This is a genomic window from Rhodopseudomonas pentothenatexigens (assembly GCF_900218015.1).
Classification (GTDB): Bacteria; Pseudomonadota; Alphaproteobacteria; order Rhizobiales; family Xanthobacteraceae; genus Rhodopseudomonas; species Rhodopseudomonas pentothenatexigens.
Genome location: NZ_UFQQ01000047.1, coordinates 1 through 21,580, shown reverse-complemented (window position 1 = coordinate 21,580; position 21,580 = coordinate 1). Strand labels below are relative to the sequence as shown.

Here is a 21,580-nt window from a genome sequence, read left to right as displayed (position 1 = left end):
CATCTCGATCGAAGTCTGTTGCGGTGAGGGTTTGCGAAGCATCCCCCATGGAATCAAAAGCCCCCGCCAATGGCGAGGACTTTGTCAGCAGTCTGAGACCTCCCTTCGGGGAGGTCTTTTTCGTTTCAACGTGGCGCGAACCTGACCGGCTGGTTAGCCAAGATCTTATACGCCAGGATCACGAAGCGAATGCTGTTCGGACGTCTGCTGACATTCGAGCCCGTTTCAGCGAGGTACGCGCTTTCGACCGTTAGGCGCAAATCGGCCTCGGCATTGTTCGCGGCCCTTTGGAGCATGAAATAGATCTCGTAAGGACGCTTCTCCAGTTCGAGCCGAACGACGTAAACGTAATTGCGACGTTGCGAGGTCTGGTGAACCTTGCTGCGTGGCAGAGCTTCGATCAACTTTGGGAGCCTGAAGGAAAGCTCGTACCGGATCGGACAGAACACTCTGTGTCGATTTTTCGCTTCAGTCACGACAATCTGGTCGGGCGAGTGGATGCCCTGGATGAATTTCTCTGTATAGCAATGATTGGCGAAGCCTACGTCGATCAGCAACTCCCGATTCATCGGCGCGCAGGGGCACGCAATTTTCATTGGCGCGAGATGACCTATCGGCATCTCCTCGCCGCAATAGACGATCGGCTTCACGGAATTCCGCTTTCAGCAATCTCATAAATATCAGCCGAAGATAATGAGACGCGTCGATCCGACCAACCCTAATTTGCTGGGCAAGCCGAGCTGCTCGACGCTTACTTCCGCACGCAGATCACACGAACGACGCACTCTTTGGCATCCTTGGTGCTGCCTTCAGCCGGCTTCACGCCGAGGCCGGTTAGATAGCTGCGGACGGTGTCGGCGGTGATCAACGTCGCCTGCGGCGCCGCGGCACTGTCAGCCGGTCCTGCGAGCAGCGGCACACGCAGCGCCGTCAGCCCGGCGAAACGCCCCTCTGCATCCCGTGCCGGCGCGCCGGAAAAGCCCAGGATCGGCGGCGGTGTCACGGCGGAGCCACTGGTGCTGCCGGCCGGGGTGAGTTGGGCTTTGACCGTGGTAGCGGCCGCGCCGCCGCCCTGGCTCTGCGGATCGGCGACGCCGGTGACCTCGACCGGTCCGGGCCTGGCGGCGCCGCCGCCGATCGGCAGCGGCTTGAGCTCGGACACACCGTAGATCCGCAGCAGCGCCAGCTCGTACTCCTTGCTGCGATCGGCAACATCGGCGGGACCGTAGCCGGCGACGACGATCGACAGACAGCCGTCGACCGCCTCGCGATCGGCCAGGATCGCACCGTCGGCGCCGACGATGGTGCCGGTCGAGTACTCGACCTTCTTGCGCGGCGGCGGGCCGGCCTGCGCACCGGCCGGAAACGGATCGTAGGCGCTCGACATCGCCACCACGATCGGCTGCATCGTGCCTTCGGTGGCCTGATCGTACAGCACGGTGAGGATCCGAACTTCGGCGTTCTTGAAGCTGCCGCGGATGTAGAACTTCTTCTGACCGTGGGTGCCCGACAGCACGAAGAAGTCGGGCCGCACCGCACTGTATTCGACCTTGCGGCCGGGCTGCTTCTTCTCCTGCTCGGCGAGCTTGGCGATCGACACGTCCGCCTCCTTGCGCCGCGACAACGCCACCTGGATCGTGCCTGTGGAGGAGGTCCAGCGCGTCCCGTTGGCGTCGGAAGCCTGCTGCGGCACCAGCCCGATCGGCACGCCGAGCCGCGCGCCGGTGACCGGATCGGCCACCAGTTTCCAACCGACGCTGGCCTGCAGCTTGCGCGCTGCCTGGCCAAGTTGCCCGCGCTCCTGGGGATTGAGCACGCCGGTCGGCTTGTGACCCTGGTTGGTCTGGAACTGCTTGATCGCCGCGATCATCCGGTCGGACACTTCGCCGTTGATCAGGCCGTTGTAATCGCCGGTCCAGGCGAGATCAGACTGGATCGCCTGGCGCTCGCCCTGCGCCAGCGTTTTCGCGGTCTCCACCGGCGTCTGCGCCGCGGGTGACGCAGCCGCGGTCTGTTTTGGCGCGGCGTGGGCGCCATGCACCGGCAGGGTGGCGGCACCGGCGACGATCAGGGTTGCAGCCAGCATCGATCTCATGACAATTCCCGAACAACGTTGCGCCATGCACAAATAACCACAACCGCTTGGTCGGCGCCAACGCTGCGCCGGTTCGACGCCCGGCACCGAGCGACGGCTTACCCGCCGGAGAGGATGAGCCGGATGCGCGTCTTCCAAATGACGGCGCCGGTGTGGCCGTGGAAGTGAAGGATACCATCCGATCATGCTGAGTGCCGAGGAACTGGAACGCTACGCCCGCCACATCGTGCTGCGAGATGTCGGCGGCCCCGGGCAGGCGGCGCTGAAGAGTGCGCGGGTGCTGGTGGTCGGCGCCGGCGGGCTCGGCGCGCCGGTGCTGATGTATCTGGCCGCGGCCGGCATCGGCACGCTCGACATCGTCGACGACGACATCGTCACGCTGTCGAATCTGCAGCGCCAGGTGATCCACGCCACGCCCGACATCGGCGCCCGCAAGGCCGACAGCGCGGCCAACCGGATCCTGGCGCTCAATCCCAACGTACGCGTGGTGCAGCACCGGGTGCGGCTCGACGGCTCCAATGCGCTGGCGCTGATCGGCGGCTGCGACCTGGTGCTCGACGGCTCGGACAATTTCGCCACCCGCTATCTGGTGTCCGATGCCTGCTATCTGGCCAAGAAGCCGCTGATCACCGCCGCACTCGGCCAGTTCGACGGATCGCTGACGACGATCCGCGCCCATGAACGCAACGCCGCTGGCGAGCCGAACCCGACCTATCGCTGCCTGTTTCCGGAACCGCCGCCGGCCGGCACGGTGCCGAGCTGCGAAGAAGCCGGTGTCATGGGGGCGCTGGCCGGCGTGCTCGGTTCGATGATGGCGTTGGAGGCGATCCGCGAGATCGTCGGATTCGGCGAAGGCCTGGTCGGCCGGCTGGTGATGATCGACGCCCGCGCCATGCGATTCGAGACACTGCGCTACAGCCGCGACCCGCAAAATCCGCTGAACGGCGATGCGCCGACCATCACCGATCTCAGCGCGCACGTCTGACCCACTGATAAGACTCCCTGCTCGCGTCGACTGTCTTGAAGACGACGTGAGGCAGAGTGCATCCTACTTCTCGCTATCGAGAAACGCCATCTGGGCTGCGGCGTAGCGGGTGCCGGCGGCAGCGTCGCGCGGGATCGCAGCCGACAGCTCGGCGAGCTGCGCCGGCGACAGCTGCACCGACAGCGCGCCGAGGGCCTCGTTCAGCCGGTCGAGCCGGCGGGCGCCGATCACCGGGACGATGTCGTCGCCCTGCGCCAGGACCCAGGCGATCGCCAGCTGTGCCACCGAGCATCCGGCGCTGTCCGCAATCCCGCGCAAGCGGTCGACCAATGCCAAGTTGGTGTCGAGATTGGCGCCCTGGAAGCGCGGGCTGTGGCTGCGGAAATCCTGCCCGGTGCGATCCTTCGACCAGTGGCCGCTGATCAGGCCGCGCGACAGCACGCCGTAGGCGGTGACGCCAATGCCGAGCTCGCGGCAGGTCGGCAGAATGTCATCCTCGATGCCGCGGGTGATCAGCGCGTATTCGATCTGCAGATCGACGATCGGATGCACCTTGGCGGCGCGGCGGATGGTCTCGCTGCCGACCTCCGACAGACCGATGGCGCGGACCGTGCCGGCCTGCACCTGTTCGGCGATCGCCCCGATGGTGTCCTCGATCGGCACGTTTGGATCGAGCCGCGCCGGGCGGTAGATGTCGATGTGATCGACGCCGAGCCGCTGCAGCGTGTAGGCGAGGAAGTTCTTCACCGCGGCCGGGCGGCCGTCGAAGCCGGAAAAGCCGCCCTGCGGATCGCGCAGCGCGCCGAACTTGACGCTGAGCTGAACGGCGTCGCGCTTGCCGCCTTTCAGCGCCTCGCCGATCAGCATCTCGTTATGACCCATGCCGTAGAAATCGCCGGTGTCGATCAGCGTGACGCCGGCGTCGATCGCGGCGTGGATGGTGCGGATGCTCTCGCCGCGGTCAGTCGGGCCGTAGACGTCCGACATCCCCATGCAGCCGAGGCCGATGGCGGAAACCGTGGGGCCGGTGCGGCCGAGTTTGCACATGTTCATGGTGGCTCTCCTCGAAATGGATCGATGCCGGCGATATGGCCGGCTTTGCCCCGTACGATAAGCTGGACAATCCCGAACAGCTTGTTCAACATGCTGCACAATGACCGACCTCGACCTGCGCGACCTCGCCGCTTTCGCCGCCGTGGCGCGGACCCGGAATTTCCGCCGGGCCGCCAAGGAGCAGCAGGTGTCGGCCTCAGGGCTGAGCCAGCGGCTGCGCGAGCTGGAAGAGCGGCTTGGGGTGCGGCTATTGCACCGGACCACCCGCAGCGTGGCGCTGACCGAGGCCGGCGAGATGCTGCTGGGACGGATCGGGCCGGCGCTGCGCGACGTCGATGCCGCGCTCCACCAGGTGCGCGGACTGCGCGACGTGCCGTCGGGGCGGCTGCGGATCAACGCGCCGGCACCGGCGGTCGAACTCGTGCTGGCGCCGATGGTGGCGCCGTTCCTCGCCGCGCATCCGCTGATCGAGCTCGAAGTGGTGGCGCAGACCGCGCTGATCGACATCGTCGCCGAGGGCTTCGACGCCGGCGTGCGCTACGGCGAGCATCTGGCGCAGGACATGGTGGCGGTGCCACTCGGGCCGCCACAGCACTACGCGGCGGTGGCGACACCGGACTATCTGGCGCGGCACGGCACGCCGCAACATCCGCGCGACCTGCTCGATCACCGCTGCATCGGCACCCGCTACGAGAGCGGCGTGATCCCGGACTGGGAATTCGAGAAGGCCGGCCGCACGCTGCGGATCGCACCGCGCGGACCGCTGCGGGCGAACTCGATCGCGCTGGCGCTGCGCGCGGTGCGCGACGGCCTCGGCGTGCTGCTGATCTTCGAGGATTACGTCCGCGACGACCTCGCCGCCGGCCGGCTGGTCAGCCTGCTCGCCGACTGGTGCGATCCTTTTCCCGGGCCGTTCCTATACTATCCCAGCCGTCGCCAGCCGCCGCCGGCACTGCGCGCCTTCATCGATTTCGCAGCGAACTGGCGTAGACGGCCCGGCACCGCGCGTATCCGCTGAGCGCTTCGTATCGAACCTTGGCTCTCAGTTCCTGAAGCGTTGGCTCTGGACAGTGCGAGCGCTTCGCAGGCATCACTGTTTGGAGCGCCGTTGAATCGGCGATGCGGTGAGGGCGGCGGAGGGTCAGAGCCAGATGGCGGGCACGGCGAAGCGCGGGCTGTTTTCCGGCGACGGGATCGCGGCGCCGCTGCGGCACGCACTGTTCCGGCGGATCTGGCTGGCGAGCCTGTTGTCCAATCTCGGCCTGATGATCAACGGCGTCGGCGCCGCCTGGGCGATGACGCAGATGACCGCGTCGGCCGATATGGTGGCCCTGGTGCAGACCGCCTTGATGCTGCCGATCATGCTGGTGGCGATGCCGGCCGGCGCGATCGCCGACATGTACGACCGCCGGCTGGTTGCGCTGGCCGCGCTCGGCATCGGTCTCGCCGGCGCCACGACGCTGGCGGCATTCGCTCATCTCGGTCTGGTTACGCCCAACAACCTGTTGCTGTTCTGTTTCGTGATCGGCACCGGCATGGCGCTGTTCGGACCGTCTTGGCAGGCCTCGGTATCCGAGCAGGTGCCGGCCGAAACGCTGCCGGCCGCGGTGGCGCTGAACGGCATCAGCTACAACATCGCGCGCAGCTTCGGCCCGGCGGTCGGCGGCATCGTGGTGGCGGCCGCCGGCGCCGTGGCGGCCTTCGCCGCCAATGCGGTGCTGTATCTGCCGCTCTTGATCGTGCTGCTGCTGTGGCGGCGGGTCAGCGATCCGCCGCGGCTGCCGCCGGAGCGGCTCAACCGCGCGATCGTCTCCGGGGTGCGCTACATCACCAACTCGCCGGCGATCCGCATCGTGCTGACCCGCACGCTGGTGACCGGCGTGGCCGGCAGCTCGGTGCTGGCCTTGATGCCGCTGGTGGCGCGCGACCTGCTGCACAGCGGGGCCGAAACCTACGGCCTGCTGCTCGGAGCGTTCGGGATCGGCGCGGTGATCGGGGCGCTCAATGTCGGGATCGCGCGGCAGCGTCTGAGCAGCGAAGCCGCAGTGCGGCTGTGCGCGATGATCATGGGCGTGGCGATGGCGGTGGTCGCGATCAGCCGCTCGCCGCTGCTCACCGCCGCCGCGCTGGTGATCGCCGGCGCGGTGTGGATGCTGGCGATCGCACTGTTCAACATCGGCGTGCAACTTTCGGCGCCGCGCTGGGTCGCAGGTCGCTCGCTGGCGGCGTTCCAGGCATCGATTTCCGGCGGCATCGCGATCGGAAGCTGGGGCTGGGGTCATGTCGCCGACCTGGCCGGCGTCGCTCCGTCGATGCTGCTGTCCGGACTGGCGATGCTGGCCTCCCCGGTGCTCGCCTTCCTGCTGCCGATGCCGCCGGTCGGGACCCGCACCGAGGACGCCGAACTGCTCGCCGACCCGGAGGTCAAGCTCGCCCTGACCTCGCGCAGCGGGCCGGTGGTGATCGAGATCGACTACCGGGTCGACGCCGAGGAGGCGCGCGCGTTTCACAACGTGATGCAGGAGGTGCAGCTCAGCCGCCAGCGCAACGGCGCCTATGGCTGGTCGATCGCCCGCGACGTTGCCGATCCGGAACTGTGGACCGAGCGCTATCACTGTCCGACCTGGCTCGACTATCTGCGTCAGCGCAGCCGTTCGACCCAGGAGGACCGCGCGCTGCACCGCCGTGCGATCGCGTTCCATCGCGGGTCGGAGCCGGTGCGGGTTCGTCGCATGCTGGAACGGCCGTTCGGCTCGGTGCGGTGGAAAGACGAGTCACCCGATCGCACCGCCGCGACGGAAGTGCTGCCGGTCGCCGGCGTCAGCGGCGGATCGACCTGACCACCGCCCCGGTCATCATCGCTTCGGCGACGCCTCTCGCGAGGGCACTACTGCCCGTGATCGGCCAGCACCTTGGCGCATTTGGCGCTGAGCTTGGCGCGATGCTGCTGCAGGCAGTTCAGGATCACGCCATCGGACTCGTTCATCACCGCCCGGCAGAACCGCGATACGTCGCGGCCACAGCCGGGATCGGGGCGGCGTTGCTGTTGCGCCTCTGCGGTGCTGGCCATCAGAGCGAGCGAAACAAACGGAACGATCACCTTCAACATGCTTGGCATCCAAATCCGAGCTGAACGTACTCAGCTCCATCAATGCGATCCATTCGCCACCGTTCCCAGGAGCCGGCGTTGCGCGCTCGCAGCAAGCCCCGGCCTCCCTGCTCCTCGCAGGCCGGTCGGCAGGACTCTCGCTATCCGTCGCTCGGAACGATCACGGTGGGATGCGTCATCTCCACGACCTCCTTGGCCTGATCGGTCAGCACCCGGAATTGCGTCTGCAGGAATTCGGTCTGGATCCGGACAACGTCCTGGAAGTCCTTGGCATGCAGCAGCTGCTGCGAGAAATCGAACGTGGCCTGGACGTTGCGATCGACATACCCCTTGAGCGCAGTAGCCTGGCTGCTCTGGCCCATCGGCACTACCGACATGCTCTTGCCGATGAAATCGAGATAGTTGGTCATCGCGCCGCGCGCCTGATCGAGGTTCTTGGTCATCATGTTCAGGATGACGTCGGACGAGTTCTTGTCTGCCATCGCGATCTCCTCGAGGCTCCCCGGCTACCCAAGCACCAGATGGCCGCACGACCGGAGCCCTGTGCTCGCCATTTGCGCGCGACAATGATCGCAAAATCTGCAGCGCCGTCCAGTACTAACTGTGGAGCCCTTAACGATGCCTAACCGCGGCACGCCAACGGCGGGCATGGGGCCGGGCCACACCCGCCGTTGCCGATGTCGTCGTTGGCGCCGAGAACGACGGCGCCTGCGGAGTTAGTTGAAGCGGGCGCGGTCGATCTGGTCCATGCCCTTCTGCGACCGATAGATCTCCAGGCAATACCACGCCAGCACGATCAACGTCCCGACGCGCACCACCGAGGTCGGCAGCATCAGGCTGAACGCGACGATCAGCAGCGGCACCGCCGCGGCCTTCACCACCTTGGTGCGGTCCTCGAAGATCGGGAAGAACCAGACCTTGTTCTCCGCCGCCCAGAACGGCGGCTTGACGCGCTGCAGGCCGTAGCGCGACCAAGTGTCCTTGAAACCGAGGTCGCGAGCCCACACCAGGTACAGCGTGACCCAGAACGCAAGGAAGGCGACGACGACGGACATCGGTCCGGCGGCGAAGCCGATGAGCAGCAGCACTGCAACGGCGAGTGCGATGAACCAGTTTTGCATCGGAGAGAACCTTTGAGACTGACGGGAGCCCGCGGTGCTTGGACCGGCCGCCGGCTCCCAGAAGCGAACTGCCTGCGCTACTTGCGGGCGCAGGACACCACGATGGTGGAGGAGCTCGGGCCGCAGCTCGCGGTCATCTGCCCGTTCTCCAGAGTAAGATTGTCGCTGAACTTGGCGCTGCTCGGTCCGATGCAGATCGCGGAGATCAGCGCTTCATCCGCCTCGCAGGACGTCGGGCAGCCGTTGGACGAACAGGTCGACGACGTCACCGTGCGGAAGGCGCTGACCGGCGGCGCGACCGGGGTCGCGGCGATGGCCGGCTCGATCAGCGTCGGATGCGGCACACCGACCTGATTCACGACCGACAATGCGGCGACGAACGCGATGGCACCGAGGAAGATCATCGATGAGGAGCGCATACTACCTCCATACCTGTTGGAATTATCACCAGACGGTTTGCAACTGCAGCATGTTATCAACACCCGGGAATTTCAACAGGCGCAAGTTTCAGCACGCTTAAGGACAGAGCAACCGCTACTAAGGATGAGCCTCTGCCAATCGGCGCGCGCTCGAGCGCACCCCGGCGAGACGTCGATCACCATCGTCCGGCATTGGTCGCGGATCTTGCCACGTCCGAAGTTTTCAATGTTACCGTCACTCATCGAGTTGCGCGAGTTGGTGATTTGCCGGACACGCGGGCTGTTCGACTGGCCTGTCGAGTCCGCCATCAGGGTCTCGCCGGAGGGCGGCAACGCGACGCACACCAGCTCGCGTGGATTCGGACGGGACGGATCTGGCGACCACGGCAGAGAATCGCGAAGCACCGCCCAATCCGGATTGCCGGTGATTCGGCATTTCCCGGACAGAACGCCATCAGGATCGCGCCCCGAATCACTTCGGCACAGATCGGACCCCAGCTTGCCGGCATCGCTCGGCTCAGGAAGCGACTGGACGGCCTCGGCGCGAGAACCGGGCTCAGACCCTGGGGCTTGGTGCTCTGTGGAACCTTGTCAGCGAATCGATAGGTTCGAGGGCCTACAACACGCTGCGCTCCACCCGCCTCATGCGAGGAGGTGCGAGCGCTCGCCGCGACATCGAGGCTGAGCCCCGAGTCATGCAGCGGACGAACTCCGTAGCGCCGACGCCAGACGCCGCCGGCGACGTTCAAGCCTGATCAACGACGAGCCCCCTGTGCTTCTCGCCGCTGACCGCAACCGCGAAGTTTCATCATGAACACTGCATTTCTTCTCAAACTGCATCGCTGGACCAGTCTCGTCTTTGCATTGCCGCTGCTTGCCATCATCGTCACCGGACTGATCCTGTCGGTCGAGCCGATGCTGCAGGGCGGCGGCCTGCCGGCCGGGACGCTCGATGCCACCCGCCTCACCGGCCTGATCGAACGCTACGATCCGCAAGGCCAGGCTCGGGGCCTCGCCATCAACGCCACCGGGCAGCAGCTTCGTCTGCTCGGCATCAAGGCGCCACCGATCGATCTGACCACGGGTGATGCTGCCGCCGCCAGCGACTCCACCGGCGATCTGCTGCTGTGGGCGCGCCGCACCCACGAGCGCCTGCTCGGCTACCAATGGCTGGTGATCGCCTCGACCATCGCCTTGACGATCTTGATGGCGATCGGCGCGCTGATGGGGCTGCCGCGACTGCGCAACAGCCTCGCCGGCTGGCACAAGGGCGCCGCGTGGTTCACGCTGCCGCTGCTGGTACTCAGCCCGCTCACCGCGCTGTGCATGGCGGCCGGACTGACATTCTCCAGCGGCCCGCCGCCGGCGCGGATGACGATCAAGCTGACCGACGCGGTGCAGCAGATCGCGCGGTCGCACGATGTGTCGCATCTGGCGATGATCGCCAACCGCGGCGGGCGGATGATGGCGCGGATCTATGAAGACGGCGAACTGCGCGCCTACACTTTCACGCCGGAGGGCGTCACGCCGCTGCCGCGCAACTGGCCGCGACTGCTGCATGAAGGCAACTGGTCGACCTGGCTGTCCGGCACCGTCAACGTCGTTACCTCGGTGGTGCTGCTCGGGCTGCTGATCACCGGCGTCTGGCTGTGGACCCGGCGCAAGCTGCGGCGGCGGCCGCCGCGGCCGGTGGCGGAGCCAGCCTAGCTCACCCTGCGCGACGCGCCGGCAGGATTGAAAACCCGCTGACCGGTTCGCTCAAATTGCACCGTAGCGGTGCACGGATCGTTGGGAGGTGCAGGCGTCTGCTGCCCGCACCTGTCAGCCGCAGCGAGCCCGTCCATGTCCAGCATCTCGTCGATTGCCGTCTCCGGCCTGAAAGCAGCGACCCGCCGGCTGGAAGTCTCAGCCAGCAACATCGCCAATCAGCAGTCGACCGGGGCGCTGCCCGGCGCCAACGGCACCCTGCCGGCAGGTGCGCCGCAGGCTTACAAGCCCCTGCAGGTCAATCAGACCGACACATCCACCGGCGGCACTCAGACTAGCCTCGCCACGACTTCGCCCGCCACTGTCCCGGTATCCGACCCGCAGGCGCCGTTCGCCGATGCCGACGGCATGGTGGCGGCGCCCAACGTCGATCTGGCGCAGGAATTCATCGGCCAGATGGTCGCCAAATACAGCTACACCGCTAATCTCGCCTCGCTGAAGGCTGATCGCGAGATGAGCAAGGCGTTGCTCGACGCGACAGCGTAACGATACCGTCATTGCGAGCGAAGCGAAACAATCCAGCTTGGTGCACGGAGCTGGATTGCGTCGTCGCTGCGCTCCTCGGAATGACGGAAGTCGATAGTACGCCCCGGACAACTCGCCGCCGAGCGATCAACCGATCGGCCCGCTCGCCACGCGCGGGGAGAAGTCGGGCGCGCCGATCTCGTCCTTGCGGTGGCAGGCGACGTAGTGTTCGTGGCCGGTGGCATCGAGGAACGGCAGCTCCTCGCGGCAGCGCGCCTCGGCGAACGGACACCGCTGCGCGAAGCGGCAGCCGGGCGGCGGATCGACCGGCGACGGCGGCTCGCCCTTGACCAGATACTTCGCCTTCAATTCGTCGCGGAGCGGGCCGGGCGGCACCGCCGCCGACACCAGCGACCACGTGTAGGGATGGCGCGGCGCGGTGAACAGCGCCGAAGCCGGTGCCTGCTCGGCGATCTTGCCGAGATACATCACGGCGATCTCGTCGCAGAACTGCTGGATGACGCCGAGGTCGTGCGAGATGAAGATGTAGGTGAGCCCGCGCTCGCGCTGCAGCTTCTTCAAGAGGTTCAGAATCTGTGCCTGGATCGCGACGTCGAGCGCCGACACCGCCTCGTCGCAGACGATCAGCTCCGGCTCCGGCGCCAGTGCGCGGGCGATGCACAGCCGCTGGCGCTGACCGCCCGAGAACTGATGCGGAAACAGGTCGGCGGCTTCCGGCGGCAGGCCGACCTCGGCGAGCAGCTTGCGAACCCGCGCATCGCGCTCGCTGCGGCTGCCGATCTCCAGCAGATCGAGCGGCTCGCGGATCTGGTCGCCGGCGCGGCGGCGCGGGTCGAGCGCCGAGAACGGATCCTGGAACACGATCTGCAGATGCTTGCGCGCCTTGCGCAGCGGCTCGCCGCTGAGCGGCATGATGTCTTCGCCGCGGAACACCACCTGCCCCGACGTTGCCGCGACCAGCCGCATGATCGCCTGTGCGGTGGTGGATTTGCCCGAGCCGCTTTCGCCGACGATGCCGAAGGTGGTGCCGCGCTTGACGCGGAAGCTGACGCCATCGACCGCGTGGACGAACGACGGCTTGGCCCACGGCCGCTTCCGCCCGGTGCGAAAGTGCACGACGAGATCGTTGACGTCGAGCAGGTAGGGATCGCCCTCGCCGGCGCGCAGGTCTTCGTGGATCATCATGCGGCGATCTCCTCGGCGCGCCAGCACGACACCGCATGTCCGGCTTCGATATTTCCGAGCGGCGGCTGCGGCTTCGAACGGCATAATTCGGAGGCGTTGGCGCAGCGCGCCAGGAAGGCGCAGTCCGGCCCGCGATTGCCGAGCCCCGGTACCATGCCGGGAATCTCGCCGAGGTCGATCCATTCGTCCGGCTTGGCGACACCGACGGTCAGATGCGGCACGCAGCCGAGCAGGCCGCGCGTGTAGGGATGGCGCGGGGCGGCGGCGATCTGGTGCGCCGGCCCGGTCTCGATGCAGCGGCCGGCATACAGCACCGCGATATCGTCGGCGAGTTCGGCGACCGCCCCGAGATCGTGGGTGATCAGCACGATCGCGGTCTCGGTCTCGTCCTGGAGCTGGGCGAGCAGATCGAAAATCTGCGCCTGCACGGTGACGTCGAGCGCGGTGGTCGGCTCGTCGGCGATCAGCAGCTTCGGCCGGCACGCCAGCGCCATCGCGATCATCACCCGCTGCCGCATGCCGCCGGACATCTGATGCGGATACGCTTTGGCGCGCTGCTCGGCTGCCGGGATCTGCACCGCCTTCAGGAATTGCACCGCCTGTTCGGCGGCGTCCTTGCGGCTGAGCCGGCGGTGATAATACAGCACCTCGGCGATCTGGTCGCCGACGGTGTAGAGCGGGTTCAGCGCCGTCATCGGTTCCTGAAACACCATCGACATCTTGTCGCCGCGCAGGGCGCGCATCCGCTTCGACCGGGCGGTGAGCAGATCCTCCCCGTCGAGCAGGATGCGGCCGTCGGTGATGACGAAGCCCTCCGGCAGCAGCCGCATGATCGCCAGCGCGGTCATGCTCTTGCCGCAGCCGGATTCACCGACCAGGGCGATGGTGCGGCCCTTGTCGACGGTGAATGACAGATTCTCCAGCACCGGCACCAGATCGCCGTCGCGATTGGTCATGCTGACGCTCAAGTTCTCGACCGAGAGCACCGGGGCCATCGTCACCTCCGTCGCAGCCGCGGATTGACCGCATCGTTGACGCCGTCGCCGACCAGGCTGACCGCGAGCACGGCGAGAAAGATCGCGGCGCCCGGGAATGTCACCGCCCACCAGGCGTCGAGCACGTAGTTTCGGTTCTGGCCGATCATCAGACCCCAGCTCATGGTGTTGGGATCGCCGAGGCCGAGAAAGCTGAGGCCGCCCTCGAACAGGATCGCGGTGCCGATCGCCAGGGTCGCCGACACGATGATCGGCGGCAGCGCATTCGGCAGCACCACGCGCAGGATCAGATGCAGATTGCCGGCTCCGGCGGCGCGCGAGGCCTTGATGAAATCGAGATCGCGCAGCCGCATGAACTCGGCGCGCGTCAGCCGCGCCGCCGATGTCCAGCTCACTGCGCCGATCGCCAGCGTGATGGTCGACAGCCTCGGGCCGAACAGCGTCACCAGCACCATCGCGAACAGCAGCGGCGGCAGCACCTGGAAAAACTCGGCGATCTTCACCAGGAGCGCATCGACCCAGCCGCCGAAGAACCCGGCGAGCGCGCCCACGGTAACACCAATCACGATCGTGATCAGCGCCGCGACCGCTCCCACGGTCAGCGTGGCGCGGCCGCCGTAGATCAATCCGGCCAGCACGTCGCGGCCGAGATAATCGGTGCCGAACAGAGCGTCGGCGTCCGGCGGGGCGAACGGCAGTCCGACGATGTCGAGCGGATCGACCGGGTACAGCCAGGGTCCGATCGCGGTGCCGACGAGGAGAACCAGCAGCAGGATCGCGCCGGCGACGCCGGACGGGCTCTTCATGAACTGGCGGATCGCCGCCCGGGCCGGCGAAACAGCCTTCGGGACCTTGGTGACGCCGGGAACGGGCTTCTGCGCCATCGCGAGCGAGGACTCCATCGTGCTCATCGGGCACCTGCGCGGATACGGGGGTCGATCAGGCGATACACCAGGTCGGTAAGGATATTGGCCGCGATCACCATCAGGGCAGAAAAGAACAGCACGCCCATCAGCGTCGGGTAGTCGCGGCGCAGGATCGAGTCGTACACCAGTCGTCCCATACCGGGCCAAGAATACACCGTCTCCACCAGCACCGCGCCGGCGAACAGGTTGCCGAACTGCAAGCCGACCACGGTGACGATCGGGATCAGCGTGTTGCGCAATGCGTGTTTGACCAGAACGACCCGTTCCGGCAGCCCCTTGGCGTGAGCGGTTCGGATGTAGTCTGCCGACAGCACGTCGATCATGTTGACGCGGGCGAGCCGCGAATACTGCGCGACGAACACCAGCCCCAGCGTGATCGACGGCAGCACCAGATGCTTGGCGACATCGGCCACATAGGCCATGCCGGTCTTCGGGTTGACCACGTCGGTCATGCCGTTGACGGGCAGGATCGGCCACACCGAACCGAACAGCAGCAGCAGCAGCAGCCCCGTCCAGAAAATCGGAGCCGCGTGGCCGGCGAGCGCCAGCACGGTGACGCCGTGGCTGAGCAGGCCGTTCGGCCGCCGCGCGCTGATCACGCCGAGCAGCGTGCCGATCAGCACGGCGACCACCAGCGACGCCGCCGCCAGATACAGCGTCGCCGGCAGCCGCTGCAGGATGAGGCCGAGCACCGGCTGGTTGAAGTAGTAGGAATAGCCGAAGTCGCCGTGCGCCACCTTGCCGAGATAAGTGAACAATTGCTCGAGCAGGCTATGGTCGAGGCCGTACTTGGCCCGCAGCGCCGCGATCACCTCGGGCGACGCCCCACCCATCTCGCCGGCGATCACCTGCACCGGATCGCCCGGTGCGAGATGGATCAGGCAGAAATTCATCACCAGCACCGCCAGCAGCAGCACGACGGCGTTGGCGAATTTTCCGAACAGATGGGTGAGGAGGGCCATTGATGCTTCGTCGATCGAGAGTGGCGGGTCAGTTCTTCGGCGGCGTGGCCCAATGCAGCTCATCGAGCGGCGAGGCCACACCCCAGATCGTCGTCGGCAGGCTGGCGAGTCCCTTGGCGAACGCGCTGTGGTAAGGCGTTGCGTTGATGTAGAAGATCGGCGCGTCTTGGACGACGATCTTCTGGAACTCCGAATACAGTGCCTTGCGCTTCTCGGGCGAGGTTTCCTTGGCTGCCTGGCCGAGGATTCCATCGACCTTCGGATTGGAATACTGCTGGGTGTTCGACCAGATGATACCCTTGCGGATATTCGAGCTGAGGTAGGTGCGATCGACACCGATCACCGGATCACCCCAGTTGAACACCGTGTCCATCGTCAGGTCGAAGTCGAAATTGGCGACGCGCTGGGCCCAGGTCGGGAAGTCGGGCGCGGCGCGGACTTCCAGATTGATGCCGACCCGCTTCAAGGCCGAACGCAGATATTCGGCGACGTTGCGCTGCTGCTCGTCGTTGCCGGGGATGTAGTCGATCGTCAGCGAGGTGCGGACGCCGTTGCCGTCCGGCTTCAGCCCGGCCTCGTCGAGCAACTTGTTGGCCTTGGCGACGTCGAACTTGTACTGCTCGACGGCCTTTTCCTCCAGCGGCGAGCCCGGCGCGATCGGCCCGGTCGACGGCATCGCCTTGCCGCCCATCAGCTTCTTGACGATGAAGTCGCGGTTGGCGGCGTAGCCGATCGCCTGCCGGACGCGAGCGTCGTCGAGCGGCTGCTTCTTGGTGTTGAAGGCGAGCCAGTTCAGCGCGCCGAGGCCGGCGAAGCCCTTGTCGGTCACGACGACATTGGGCGCCTTCTCGAGCCGCTCGATGTCGCGCACTCCGGTGAAGTAAGGTACAGCGTGGATGTCGCCGCGCTCGACCGACACCATCAGGGCGCTCGGATCCGAGATCAGCCGCACCACGATCTTGTCGAGCTTCGGCCGCCCCGGGATGAAGAACTTGTCGAACTTCTCCAGCGTGTAGTAATCGCCCTGCTTGTATTCGGCGAGCTTGTAGGGGCCGGAGCCGATCGGTTTCAGGTTGGCGGGGTGCGATTTGACGTCCTGGCCGTCGCCGTAGACGTGCTTGGGCAGGATCGGCATCAGCGCCGGCGACATCGCCAGCAGCAGCGCCGGATGCGGATGCGCCAGCTTGATCACAGCGGTGTGCGGATCGGGCGTATCGACGCTCTCGACTGCGGCCAGCATCGTCTTGAACGGATGATTGGCCTTGATGGTCATGATCGAGAACGCGACGTCCTCGGACGTCACCGGCTTGCCGTCATGGAAAGTGGCGTTCTTGACCAGCTTCAGCGTCACCGTCAGGCCGTCCTTCGACACCTCCCAGGATTCGGCCAGATACGGCTGCGGATTCCAATTGTCGTCGTAGCGCAGCGGGCTGGCGTAGATCTGCGTGCTCGGCAGCGCGGTGGCGATTCCGGATTGAACAGCGCCGTTGAAGTGCCGCGGCACCTGGGTCGATCCGATCACCAGCGTGCCGCCGCTGCCGCCTTCAGCGGCCCGCGCGGTGAATTCGAATGGCAGGCCGATCAGGGCCGCACCGCCGATGGCTCCGGCGAGGAAGGATCGCTTGGTCAACTTCATGGTCGGGACTCCGCTGTCGAGAGGCATGAATGGCGCATGGAAACCGGAGCGAATCGGCTGCGGTCGGGGTCGAAGGAGGAAAAGGCCGCCGTCACGACGCGGCCTCTGCGCGCGCGAGCGCACGGTCGAGGATCGCATCGAGGTCGGCCTGCGGCGGCAGGTCGGCAGTGCCGACGCCCACCAGGACGATTCCGGGCTCTGCGGGCTCGGCATCGGCGGGCGACAAGCTCCAGACGCTGTCGACCATCTGAAACACCTTGACGTCGTCCTCGCCGGCGAGGCGGCAGGAGCCTTTCAGCCGCAACAGTTGCGGCGGCAGCTTGTCGACCGCGCAGGCCAGCCGGTTACGATCGAACTGGCCGGCACGGCGATACGCCCAGCTCTTGAAGGTCGTGCCGTGATCGATCGCTGCGGCATCAACTGCGTCGGCTCGGAAACCGCTAGACGACGCAGCCGTTTCTAGCTCGGCTAGCGTCGGCATCGCGCCTTGTGCAGTTTCGACGATGCGCACGTCCGGGCGCAGGCTCCGCACCGCGGCACGCGCGACCGTCAGAGCCTCGGCATCGACCAGATCGGTCTTGTTCAGCAGCACGACGGCGCAGCGCCCGAACTGGCCGCGGACGGTGTCGCCGACCCGCGCATCGTCGATCAGTTGCGCGATCCGACTGGCATCGGCGAGCACAATCACCCGGTCGAGCCGCAGCGACGGTTCGATCAGCGCGATCTCGGCGATCTTCCATGGATCGCCGACGCCGGAGGCTTCGATCACGATCCGCTCGAACGGCACGGCGGCATCCAGCACCCTGCACATCGTATCGATGAAGCTGGTGCCGATGCTGCAGCAGATGCAGCCGTTGGTCAGCGTCATCGTGGTGCCGTCGTGGCTCGCGATCAGCGTCGCATCGACATTGACCTCGCCGAAATCATTGACCAGCACCGCGGTGCGCGGACCGCCGCTGCGCAGCAGATGGTTGACGAAGGTGGTCTTGCCCGCGCCGAGAAAGCCGCCGATCACCGTGACTGGAATGGTCGCGGACGCTGCCGTCATGCGCGGGGCGCCTCCTTGACGAGACCGCCGACCACGGTGCCCCAGACGGCAATGTCCTTGAGCCGCTCCGGCGCAACCGACAGCGGATCGTCGTCGAGCACGACGAAGTCGGCGAACTTGCCGGTTTCGATGCTGCCGACCAGATGATCCATCTTCAAAGTATAGGCCGCCCCGATGGTGATTGCAGCAAGCGCCTGCTCGACGGTGAGCGCTTCGGTATCCCGCCCCAGTACACGGCCGCTCGACGAGACGCGGTTGACCGCGCACCATGCCGTGAACAGCGGCGCGAGCGGCGTCACCGGGGCGTCGGAATGGATCGCGAACGGCACCCCGATCCGCTGCGCGGTCCCGGTGGCATCCAGCCGCGCGGCGCGCTCCGGCCCCATCGTCAGCTCGTAATGCGCGTCGCCCCAATAATACAGGTGATTGGCAAACAGATTGACGCAGACACCGAGGTTCTTCATCCGCCGGAACTGCGCGGCGCTGGCCATCTGACAATGCTGCAAAGTGTGACGATGATCGGGTCGCGGCGCCGCGACCTGCGCCGCTTCGATCGCATCGAGCGCAACTTCGGTGGCCTCGTCACCGTTGGTATGAATGTGAAGTTGCACGCCGGCGCGGTGGTAAGCCTCGACAAGCCGCGGCAGCTCGTCGGGCGCGATGTACCACAGCCCGTTGGCGGCGCCGTTGTGATAGCCGGGCCAGCGCAGCCGCGCGGTGAAGCCCTGGATCGAGCCGTCGACCACCAGCTTGACGATGCCGTAGTGCAGCTTGTCGCCGGCATGGTCGCGGAGGCTTTCGAGCTTGGCGATCGCCTGCTCCGGAGTATGCGACACCGCAGCCAACGCCGGCACCAGGCGGACGCCGAAGTCGGCCTCGCCGGTCACGCTGCGGTACACCGCGATGGTCGGATCGTTGAGGTCGTTGTGCAGGTCGGTGATGGTGGTCACGCCTTGCACGCAGGACGACGCCGCGTAGCGCCGGACGTCGGCCTCGGTGATGGTACCAGCCAGCGGGTTGTGACCTAGCGCACGGAACAGCCGCATCCGAGCCGGAATGCCCTGAAGCTCGCCGCTGGCCAGCCCATCGGCGCCGGCCACCACCCCGGAGATATCGGTGGCGCGCAGCAGCTCGGCACGCTCCAAGGTCAGCGTATTGACGTTGTTGATATGGAAGGAAGCGTGAACCACCAGCACCGGACGCTTGGTCGATACCTTGTCGAGATCCTGCCGGGTCAGCATCTTGCCGCCGATATGCAGCGGATCGAACCCCCAGGCGTAGAGCGGCGAGCCGTCGTCGGGCATCTCGGCCTCGGCCTGCTGCAGCCGGGCGACGATCGCGTCGATGTCCGGCACGCCGGACACCACTTTGCCCTCGGGCGACCTTCGGTCGAACGCGCCGACATACGGCTGCTTCCACATCAGGCCTTCCATGATGTGGCTGTGGCCTTCGACGAAGCCGGGCATCAGCACCTTGTCGGCGAAGCGTGTATCGAGCCGGGCGCCACCCGCGATCAGTTCGTCGGCCGTCCCGGTCGCGATGATCCGCCCGTCTCGCACCGCAACATGAGTTGCGACCGGCCTCGACGGGTTCATCGTGATAATCTTGCGGGCGGAATAAACGACAGTTTCAGACGTCACGCTTAGTCTCCGGGCTTGCGACTGAGAGCGTGAAGCGATCGACCCGGCGGCACTAGCGCCAGATGCCGAGCACGAATGGAGCCAGGGCCATGCGCCAGCCGCCGCCTTCCGTGGCTCGCTTCTTGCACCGAGCCGGTAAAGGCCTCATGCTTGCGATTACAGCTGTTTCGCGCCGTCGTGTCAGTCAGGGTATAGCGTCTTGGGAAAGCTAGCACAGCTTACATATCGGGAGTCCACCGTGGCACGCGCGCCCAAGGCTGGTGCAATTGCCTCATCGGATGCCGCCTCATTAGGCAAAGACGATCTGTTCTGGGGCGCGCTGTTTCGCGGCCTCAATCGTGGCGGCTCGTTTCTGCAATTGCAGATTCGCCAGATCATCGTCACGGCGATCGAAGACGGCCGGCTTCCGCTCGGCATGAAGATGCCCTCGAGCCGGGACCTTGCGACCGTGCTGAAGGTGTCGCGCAACACCGTGGTGATCGCTTACGAACAGCTCGTCGATCAGAACTTCCTGGTATCACGGCAACGCAGCGGTTACTTCGTCGCGGGACTGCCCAAGAAATTCGCCACCGATCCGGCGGGGCTCGCCGAGGTCACCAGCCGCGGCGACGATCACTGGGCCGGCCGGTTCGCGGTCCGACCGTCGGCGCATCGCAACATCGTCAAGCCGCTCGACTGGCAGACCCATCCGTATCCGTTCATCTTTGGTCAGTTCGACCCGAGCCTGTTTCCGACCAACGACTGGCGTGAAAGCGCGCGCGCCGCGCTCAGCGTGCCGGAGATCAACAACTGGGCGCGCGACCTGATCGACGGCGACGATCCGGCGCTGATCGAGCAGTTGCAACTCCAGGTGCTGCCGCGCCGCGGCATCCACGCCCGCGCAGACGAGATCATGATGACGATCGGCGCCCAGCACGCGCTGTATCTGATCGCGACGCTGTTCATCAACGGTCAGACCAAGGTCGGCATCGAAGAGCCGGGCTATCCCGACGCCCGCAACATCTTCCGGATGCTGACGCCGAACGTGGTGCCGCTCGGCGTCGACAGTGAAGGGCTGGTGCCGGACGCGACGTTCGAAAGCTGCGCGCTGGCCTATGTCACCGCCAGTCATCAGTGCCCCACCGCGGTGACGATGCCGCTGCCGCGTCGGGTGGAGCTGTTGAAGGCCGCCGCCGCCGGTGACGTCGTGGTGGTCGAGGACGATTATGAAGGCGAGCTGATGCCGGAATCGGCGACGCTGCCGCCGCTGAAGAGCCTCGATCGCGCCAGCAACGTGCTCTACGTCGGCAGCCTGTCGAAGGCGCTGGCGCCGGGTCTGCGGCTCGGCTACGTCGTCGCCCCGGCGCCGGTGATCCGCGAACTGCGCGCGCTGCGCCGGCTGATGCTGCGGCATCCGCCGCTGAACAATCAGCGCGTCGCCGCGCTGTTCATCGGCCTCGGGCATTATCGGGCGCATTTGTCCCAGGTCGGCCGCGTGCTGCTGGAGCGCGCCAAACTGCTCGACCAGCTGCTGCCGAAACACCTTCCGAGCTGCAGCTTCTCGCGCGGGCTGGGCTCGACCAATTTCTGGGTGACCTGCCCGACCTCGATCGACGCCACCGTGTTGGCCGAGGCCGCACTCGAACAGGGCGTGGTGATCGAACCCGGTGCGGTGTTCTCGATGGACGAAACCGCGAGCCGGCACTGCTTCCGGCTCGGCTTCTCCTCGATCCGCACCGACCGTATCGAGGTCGGTATCGAACGGCTCGGCAAGGTACTGTCACAGCAACTCGAGAGCTGATCGGACGTCGCAGCCTCTCCGCGTCATTGCGAAAAGCGAAGCGACGAAGCAATCCAGAAGCTCCATGCTCGGCATTGGATTGCTTCGCTTCGCTCGCAATTGTGCGAGTTCACTAATTCGGTGATCGGATTTTTTTGTCGGCGGCGAAGTCCTTCGGGGTTTTGCCGCCGAGGGCCTGGTGGGGCCTGAAGTTGTTGTAATAGACCATGTATTCGAACAACTCGTTGGCGAAGTGGTCGAGGTTGTCGAAGGTGGCTCCGTCGATCACGTCGTCGTCCAGGGTCCGCCAGAAGCGCTCGATCTTGCCGTTGGTCTGGGGGCGGTAAGGCCGAGTGTAACGGTGCACGATGCCGAGCTCGCGCAGCATTGCCTC

General features: G+C 66.1%; 20 protein-coding genes and 2 pseudogenes. 6 read left to right on the top strand and 16 right to left on the bottom strand.

The genetic code is table 11. The features are described from left to right. Positions 1–125 precede the first annotated feature (125 nt). Positions 126–650 (bottom strand): hypothetical protein, encoded by a 525-nt coding sequence (locus DWA33_RS24235; RefSeq protein ID WP_114361041.1) that lies wholly within the window; start codon positions 648–650, stop codon positions 126–128. Between the two features lie 101 nt (positions 651–751). Next, positions 752–2,095, bottom strand: a complete 1,344-nt coding sequence (locus DWA33_RS24230; protein ID WP_114361040.1) for a peptidoglycan-binding protein — start codon at positions 2,093–2,095, stop codon at positions 752–754. A gap of 184 nt (positions 2,096–2,279) precedes the next feature. On the opposite strand from DWA33_RS24230, the gene DWA33_RS24225 reads away from it, so the two are divergent. Next, entirely contained in the window at positions 2,280–3,080 is an 801-nt protein-coding gene (locus DWA33_RS24225; protein WP_114361039.1) for a HesA/MoeB/ThiF family protein, read from the top strand. Between the two features lie 63 nt (positions 3,081–3,143). Here DWA33_RS24225 and DWA33_RS24220 read toward each other — a convergent pair whose 3' ends face one another. Further along, entirely contained in the window at positions 3,144–4,133 is a 990-nt protein-coding gene (locus DWA33_RS24220) for an aldo/keto reductase (RefSeq protein ID WP_114361038.1), read from the bottom strand. A gap of 100 nt (positions 4,134–4,233) precedes the next feature. Between DWA33_RS24220 and DWA33_RS24215 the strand changes: the two genes are divergently transcribed. Then, a complete protein-coding gene (locus DWA33_RS24215) occupies positions 4,234–5,151 on the top strand; it encodes a LysR family transcriptional regulator (protein WP_114361037.1) in 918 nt (305 codons plus the stop codon). Between the two features lie 133 nt (positions 5,152–5,284). Then, on the top strand, positions 5,285–6,973 hold the full coding sequence (locus DWA33_RS24210) for an MFS transporter (RefSeq protein WP_114361036.1): 1,689 nt from the start codon (positions 5,285–5,287) through the stop codon (positions 6,971–6,973). 47 nt (positions 6,974–7,020) lie between these two features. Here DWA33_RS24210 and DWA33_RS24205 read toward each other — a convergent pair whose 3' ends face one another. The 4 genes from DWA33_RS24205 to DWA33_RS24190 form a co-directional block, all read right to left on the bottom strand. Beyond that, a complete protein-coding gene (locus DWA33_RS24205) occupies positions 7,021–7,242 on the bottom strand; it encodes a hypothetical protein (RefSeq protein ID WP_114361035.1) in 222 nt (73 codons plus the stop codon). A 140-nt stretch (positions 7,243–7,382) separates the two neighbouring features. Beyond that, positions 7,383–7,724, bottom strand: a complete 342-nt coding sequence (locus DWA33_RS24200; protein ID WP_114361034.1) for a phasin family protein — start codon at positions 7,722–7,724, stop codon at positions 7,383–7,385. A gap of 234 nt (positions 7,725–7,958) precedes the next feature. Next, positions 7,959–8,363, bottom strand: a complete 405-nt coding sequence (locus tag DWA33_RS24195; protein WP_114361033.1) for a hypothetical protein — start codon at positions 8,361–8,363, stop codon at positions 7,959–7,961. Positions 8,364–8,440: 77 nt separating this feature from the next. Next, on the bottom strand, positions 8,441–8,782 hold the full coding sequence (locus tag DWA33_RS24190) for a hypothetical protein (RefSeq protein WP_114361032.1): 342 nt from the start codon (positions 8,780–8,782) through the stop codon (positions 8,441–8,443). Between the two features lie 810 nt (positions 8,783–9,592). On the opposite strand from DWA33_RS24190, the gene DWA33_RS24185 reads away from it, so the two are divergent. Together DWA33_RS24185 and DWA33_RS24180 are read left to right on the top strand one after the other, a co-directional pair. Then, positions 9,593–10,489 carry a PepSY-associated TM helix domain-containing protein gene (locus DWA33_RS24185; RefSeq protein WP_114361031.1) on the top strand — a complete coding sequence of 299 codons (897 nt, stop codon included), beginning with the start codon at positions 9,593–9,595 and terminating at the stop codon, positions 10,487–10,489. A gap of 135 nt (positions 10,490–10,624) precedes the next feature. Further along, complete coding sequence (locus DWA33_RS24180; protein WP_114361030.1) at positions 10,625–11,035, top strand: flagellar basal body rod protein FlgC; 411 nt, start codon at positions 10,625–10,627, stop codon at positions 11,033–11,035. Positions 11,036–11,161: 126 nt separating this feature from the next. On the opposite strand, the gene DWA33_RS24175 is transcribed toward DWA33_RS24180, so the two are convergent. The 7 genes from DWA33_RS24175 to DWA33_RS24145 form a co-directional block, all read right to left on the bottom strand. Beyond that, positions 11,162–12,220, bottom strand: coding sequence for an ABC transporter ATP-binding protein (locus tag DWA33_RS24175; protein WP_114361029.1), 1,059 nt, complete (start codon positions 12,218–12,220; stop codon positions 11,162–11,164). After that, positions 12,217–13,215 (bottom strand): ABC transporter ATP-binding protein, encoded by a 999-nt coding sequence (locus DWA33_RS24170; protein WP_114361028.1) that lies wholly within the window; start codon positions 13,213–13,215, stop codon positions 12,217–12,219. The genes DWA33_RS24175 and DWA33_RS24170 overlap by 4 nt, the downstream gene beginning before the upstream one ends. Before the next feature lie 2 nt (positions 13,216–13,217). After that, positions 13,218–14,126, bottom strand: a complete 909-nt coding sequence (locus DWA33_RS24165) for an ABC transporter permease (RefSeq protein WP_114361027.1) — start codon at positions 14,124–14,126, stop codon at positions 13,218–13,220. Beyond that, the gene (locus tag DWA33_RS24160; protein ID WP_114361026.1) at positions 14,123–15,103 is read right to left on the bottom strand and encodes an ABC transporter permease; all 981 of its coding nucleotides are present in this window, start codon (positions 15,101–15,103) and stop codon (positions 14,123–14,125) included. The genes DWA33_RS24165 and DWA33_RS24160 overlap by 4 nt, the downstream gene beginning before the upstream one ends. A gap of 28 nt (positions 15,104–15,131) precedes the next feature. After that, positions 15,132–16,739: an ABC transporter substrate-binding protein gene (locus tag DWA33_RS24155; RefSeq protein ID WP_114361025.1), complete on the bottom strand. Its 1,608-nt coding sequence runs from the start codon at positions 16,737–16,739 to the stop codon at positions 15,132–15,134. A 91-nt stretch (positions 16,740–16,830) separates the two neighbouring features. Then, positions 16,831–17,787 (bottom strand): CobW family GTP-binding protein, encoded by a 957-nt coding sequence (locus DWA33_RS24150; protein WP_114361024.1) that lies wholly within the window; start codon positions 17,785–17,787, stop codon positions 16,831–16,833. Then, a complete protein-coding gene (locus tag DWA33_RS24145; protein WP_114361023.1) occupies positions 17,784–19,427 on the bottom strand; it encodes an amidohydrolase in 1,644 nt (547 codons plus the stop codon). Before DWA33_RS24145 ends, DWA33_RS24150 begins: the two co-directional genes overlap by 4 nt. Before the next feature lie 238 nt (positions 19,428–19,665). On the opposite strand from DWA33_RS24145, the gene pdxR reads away from it, so the two are divergent. Then, positions 19,666–21,207, top strand: a complete 1,542-nt coding sequence (gene pdxR / locus DWA33_RS24140) for a MocR-like pyridoxine biosynthesis transcription factor PdxR (protein ID WP_114361022.1) — start codon at positions 19,666–19,668, stop codon at positions 21,205–21,207. 112 nt (positions 21,208–21,319) lie between these two features. Here pdxR and DWA33_RS24135 read toward each other — a convergent pair. Then, positions 21,320–21,499, bottom strand: a pseudogene (locus DWA33_RS24135) (integrase core domain-containing protein); the annotation flags it as partial. Continuing rightward, positions 21,478–21,580 (bottom strand): annotated as a pseudogene (locus tag DWA33_RS25825) (integrase core domain-containing protein); the annotation flags it as partial. The pseudogenes DWA33_RS24135 and DWA33_RS25825, both read right to left, overlap by 22 nt.